5 protein-coding genes are annotated in these 5,374 nt (G+C 47.4%); 3 read left to right on the top strand and 2 right to left on the bottom strand.

Annotated elements, in window-relative coordinates; all coding sequences use genetic code 11:
• Positions 1 to 322: 322 nt before the first annotated feature.
• Positions 323 to 664, top strand: coding sequence for a YolD-like family protein (locus tag ACY69O_RS06480; protein WP_462332649.1), 342 nt, complete (start codon positions 323 to 325; stop codon positions 662 to 664).
• A 31-nt stretch (positions 665 to 695) separates the two neighbouring features.
• Here the strand turns inward: ACY69O_RS06480 and ACY69O_RS06475 are convergent, their stop codons facing one another.
• Positions 696 to 2,000, bottom strand: coding sequence for a Y-family DNA polymerase (locus ACY69O_RS06475; RefSeq protein WP_462332648.1), 1,305 nt, complete (start codon positions 1,998 to 2,000; stop codon positions 696 to 698).
• A 269-nt stretch (positions 2,001 to 2,269) separates the two neighbouring features.
• On the opposite strand from ACY69O_RS06475, the gene ACY69O_RS06470 reads away from it, so the two are divergent.
• On the top strand, positions 2,270 to 3,637 hold the full coding sequence (locus ACY69O_RS06470; protein ID WP_462332647.1) for an ATP-binding protein: 1,368 nt from the start codon (positions 2,270 to 2,272) through the stop codon (positions 3,635 to 3,637).
• 60 nt (positions 3,638 to 3,697) lie between these two features.
• On the opposite strand, the gene ACY69O_RS06465 is transcribed toward ACY69O_RS06470, so the two are convergent.
• Complete coding sequence (locus ACY69O_RS06465) at positions 3,698 to 4,720, bottom strand: FAD:protein FMN transferase (RefSeq protein WP_462332646.1); 1,023 nt, start codon at positions 4,718 to 4,720, stop codon at positions 3,698 to 3,700.
• Between the two features lie 240 nt (positions 4,721 to 4,960).
• Between ACY69O_RS06465 and ACY69O_RS06460 the strand changes: the two genes are divergently transcribed.
• Positions 4,961 to 5,374 (top strand): MotA/TolQ/ExbB proton channel family protein (locus tag ACY69O_RS06460; protein WP_462332650.1); only part of this gene is annotated, 414 nt, incomplete at its 3' end.

Raw genomic sequence — 5,374 nt, 5'->3', positions numbered from 1 at the left:
GGATGAGACATGGCCGCGGCTCATCGACGGCATGAAGCTGAAATCGCGGGATGAGCTGGTATGTGAGCTTGAAAATGCAGGGTTTACGGACGTTTATTCTGACAGCAGGCCTGTCATGGGAGAAAAGGGGCGCTGGCTCTGCGTTTGCGCTCAAAAGTGATGCCTGCCTGCTGACAATACTGCGTAGCTATCGCCAATGGGAAGCCGCCACTCTCACAAAAAATTATTCCATTATAAAAGCTCATTTAGGCCTGATTGCGAAATAAGGTGAATAGAGTAAAATAAAAGTAGATTATTTGATGTTTTGAAGGTGAAGAAATATATGCGGGGAAAACTTAATATTCCAACGCCGCGGGCTAAGATTTTTCAGGCCTTTGATGCGCTGCCGGGGCTTCGTGAGACTCTTCGCAGGCAGGAGCTTGAGCATGAAAGGATACCAAGGCCGGAGTTGAGCGAGGAACAGCTCAATGAGCTTGATGATTCCATCAGGCGGTTGGAACCGGGACAAAGAGTTATGGTTAAATCATTTGAGGATGGGCGCTATAAAAGGTATGAAGGCGCATTCGAAAAGCTGGACGTTCGGAAGGGGTTTCTGATGATTGGCGGCGAGACGGTTCTTCTTGGCGATATTGTAGAGATAGAATGTATGGGCACAGAAGCATAATTAAACGGGTACACAGCGGCGTGTACCCGTTTTAGTTTGAGAATATGCGGCGTACGGCGGTGGTGCCGTCCCTGCCTTTTTTGTGTCCGCCTATCTGCTCATTCCTCTGCCGCGTGGTCGCAGCTTCGAAAAGGTCCATGCCGCGAAGGATAGAGTTTTTTCCGAACCGTGATTTGAGCGACAGGATTGTGTTCTGCAGAGCATGTTCTTTATTGTCGGAGGGCGCGTCAAACAGGGATATTTCAACTGCGCCCTCGGGAATTACGTGATTGGCGGTAAGGCAGATTCTCCGAATGAAAAGTGAAGGAGAGACTGCTTCGTGAAAAAGCATTACGAGTCCCTCTGTGATTTTGATGCTTGAGTTCGTCGGCTGTGCGAAGGGGACAGTGCCGCTGGCGGAGGGAATAAGGATATCTCCTTTTCGGCTGAAGCCCACGTAAAGCGTTGCAGATGAAGCCGCGACACCTCTGCGGACCAAATCAAGGGAAAGCTCGTCTGCCATTTCCTTCAGGATTAACAGGGCTTCGGAAAAGCTGTAGTCGCGGAGAAGCACCTGCCCGTTTGATACGGAGTGCTCCCGGGGGTGGTAGGCTTTGATTTCCTGTATGGTGGTAGGCTCCCGTCCCCATGAATGGTCATAGAGGATATAGCCGTTGATGCCTAAAATATCCACAAGACGTTTGGGCGACGCATGCGCAATCCGCCCCATGGTCGTGAGACCGATATTTTCGAGCCGCCGCGCAATGCCTTTTCCGATACGCCAGAAATCAGTCAGCGGGCGGTGCTCCCAAAGCTCGGCTTGGAAAAGCCGCTCATCGAGCTCTCCGATTCGGTCGGGCTTATGCTTGGCTGTGATGTCCAGCGCAATTTTTGCAAGATACAGGTTTGTGCCAATGCCGAGCGACGCGGGGAGTCCGAGCCGCCCTGCTATTTCCGCAAGAAGCATTTTCCCCAGTTCGCGCGGAGTCATGTGATACATGGAAAGATAAGGGCCTACGTCAATGAATGCTTCATCTACGGAATAGACATAGATATCGTTTTTGTCGAAATAATCAAGGTAAATGCTGTAGATTGCACCGGCGTAATTTATATACAGCTGCATCCGCGGTTCTGCTTTTATGTAGTCGAAGCAGGAGGGGATTTCAAAAACCCGGCATCTGTTTCTTACGCCCTTGGCTTTCAGGGACGGAGAAATGGCAAGACATATAGTGCCGCCTCCGCGGGCAGGGTCAGCCACGACCAGGTCTGTGGTCATGGGGTCTAATCCTCTGTCTACGCATTCGCAGCTCGCGTAGAAGGATTTCAGGTCAATGATTATGTATGCGTGCTCGGACATAGCCCCTCTTCCTCTTGCTAAAGAATAATGTTGATGGATTTCTTTAGTATATTATAGAACGTATGTTTTGTAAATAAAAGGGGATTAAGTGTTTATTCTTGTATCCGGGCTATGTCAGTTTAGTGGTGCGTCTTAAGATTTTGTGATTTTTCGGCCATAAAACTCATAGAAAATGTGATTTTTAATGGTAAAAACCCGTAGAAAATGTGATTTTGAGACTAAAAAAGCCGTGAATTTTGTGATATACTATGCGTAAAGAGGTGATATTCGTGGGAGATCGCTTAAAACGCAAAATTGATGATTTTTTGTGTTCATGGAAAAAATTGGAAGAACATTTGCCGTTGATTGTTCGTGGCGCGAGACAGATAGGAAAGACAGAAGCTATTGAGCGCTTTGGGAGAAACAATTATAAAAATTTCGTAGAGATAAATTTCATTCTGCAGCCTGAATATCAGCAGATTTTCGCTGATGGTTTCGATGTTGACCGTATAGTTAAAAACATCACATTGATTAATCCCGAGAGTACGTTCGAGCCGGGGAAAACATTGATATTTTTTGATGAAATTCAGATATGCCCCAGCTGTGCTACTAGTCTGAAGGCATTCAAAATTGACGGAAAATATGATGTTATTTGTTCGGGCTCGATGATGGGGCTGAACTATCAGGAGATAGAATCAAACAGTGTCGGATATAAGCAGGACTTTCAAATGTATTCGCTGGATTTTGAGGAATATCTCTGGGCTAAAGGGTATTCTAAGGAACAGATTGATATTTTTTATGAACGCATGCGGGAGTTGAAGCCGCTGACTGCAACGGAGTTAAGTGTTCTGCAGCAAAATTTCCGTGAATATATAATGCTGGGGGGAATGCCGGCAGTAGTTTGGCGATTCATTCAGCAGAAAAATTACAGTGGAACGCTTGCTTTGCAAAATCAGCTGTTGCTTGACTATGAAGAAGATATTACCAAATATGCGGGAGGATTGGATAAAGGAAAAATCCTGAATGTCTACCGCAAGATACCGGTATTTCTTGGCAAGGATAACAAAAAATTTCAAATCAGCAAGGTGGCGCATGGAGCGAGGAGCCGGGAGTATGTGGGGGTCAGTGATTGGCTGATAAACTCGGGAATAATCAATGTCTGTTACTGCGTTGAAAATCTGGAACTTCCCTTGCGTGGCAACTATAATCCTGATAATTACAGGCTTTATTACGGCGATACAGGACTTCTGATTGCAAGTCTTGATGAAGAATCACAGACAGATTTGCGATTAAATAAAAATTTAGGAGTATACAAAGGCGCGCTGTTTGAAAATATAGTTGCTCAAATGCTCAGACAACAGGGTTATGATTTGTATTTTTATCGCAATGATACCGCAACTTTGGAAATAGATTTCTTACTGCGTGATGCGGATAATCTCATTCCTGTGGAAGTAAAGGCATCCAATGGTGCATCTAAGTCAATGAACAAACTGATTGACGGTGATAAGTATGAGGATATTGCCTACGGTATAAAATTGGCGGATGCAAATATCGGATGGAACGGGAAATTTGCTACATTTCCGTATGCACTCGCATTTTTGCTGAAGCGCTGGCTGAAGGAACGTGTGATAAACAAAAATAAAATAAAGGATGAGTAATACAAAATGCGCCTCGGCTCAAGATGAGTCGGGGCGCATTTTATATTGCTCAGGTCAGTGTTATTTTTCCAATATATTTCCGAATATGTCTGCGATGTTTCCATGTTCATCCGCGAAAACCGCTTCGACATGAACCGGGAGTGAGGGCAGCAGTGCGCGGCTCTTTTCTGTGCCTATTACGAAGAAGGTTGTAGAGAGTATGTCGGACACAAGCCCTGTGTCTTTGCCGTCGGCTTTGATTTTCAGCGAGACAGAGGAAAGTCCGGTCTGTGCGGGCAAGCCCGTCTGTGTGTCGAGAATATGATGATAGCGTATGCCGTCGGAGATAAAGTAATGCTCATAGTCTCCCGAGGTGGAGAGTACGGAGTCCTTCAGCGGAACAATGCCGAGACTGTCGGGAGCTTCTTTTCTGGGATGGCGGAGCGCCACGCGGAAGGGCGCTTCCTTCGTTTTGCCTCCTGCGGCAGCAATGGAGCTTGTTCCGAGGTCAATAAGCCCCGTGGCGCTGTGCTTTGCGTAAATGCGGCGGCATTCATCAAGGGCGAAGCCCTTAAAGGCTCCTCCCGGGTCTATGCTCATGCCTTGCTCTGTGAGGCGGGCGGTTTTGTCCGATTCGCGGAGCTCAAGCTTTTTCCAGCCGACATTTTTCTTTGCTGCCGCGATATCTTCCTCTGCCGGAGGCATGCTGTTGGCGAAGGATTTACGCCAAAGCGAGGTCAGAGGGGCAATTGTGATGTCCCATGCGCCGTCGGTAAGCCCGGAGTATTTTTGAGAAACTGCGAGGACGTGCCAGGCCTCGGGAGAAAGCGCAATCCACTCTCCGCTGCCTGCGGCGGCATTCAGCCGTGCAATGCTGCCTTCGGGATTTTTGGGGTAAAAATCCTTTGCTATGATGTTGAGTCTTTCCAGGCATTCATCAATGACAGCTTCGGGGTTTTCTCCATCTGCGGTGAAACGCACTGTGGTGCCGAAAGCTTTTGCGGTGCGTTCGGCGTGGAGAGGCGCTTTGTCTGCTGTGCGGCAGCCGAAGCACAGCAGAAGCAGAAAAACAGCGATGGCAGTAAGAATTTTTTTCTCTGACAAGGCAGGACAGCTCCTTTTATGATTTGTTCATTTGAATTTTCTTTCGTCAGTATATCACAAATGAGAATTATTTTCATAAATTTGCGTTTATCCATTGACTTTGCAAAAGACCTGTGTTACATTTTAACTGTTTTCTGAAAATGATTATCGTTTGCTTATGAGAATCATTTTTATTGAAGATTGCGAAATTAAGGTTTTTGATAAAGATTGACGTGAAAGGGGATTTTTCTTTTGAACAGCATGGAGCTTTTTCAGAAGGGAGGCCCGGTGATGTACCTCCTTCTGCTGTGTTCTCTGTCGGTGGCGGCGATTGCCATAGACAGATGGCTCTATTACAGGCGGGCGGCAGCGGGAGCGGAGACGTCTCTTCAGAGCATCGCGGGAACGGCCCGCAAGGGACTTGCTTCTATAGCGACAGAGGGCGACAATGTGGCAGCGTTCCTTTTGGACGCGGGAAAACGCGCTGATGCATCCGGAAACGATGTGAAGCTCGCGGTGGAGGCTGCCTACGGTGAGGCGGCAATGAAGCTTCGTGCGCGGCTCAACTATCTTTCGATGATTGTTACGCTTGCTCCGCTTTTGGGGCTGCTCGGTACGATTTCGGGCATGATTGATTCCTTTAACATTTTAGGGGTTCCTCCCGACCAGCCCATG

The organism is Schwartzia sp. (in: firmicutes) (genome assembly GCF_978017985.1).
The sequence above is the reverse complement of the archived record's forward strand: the minus strand, read 5'-3'. Positions and strand labels throughout refer to the sequence as shown.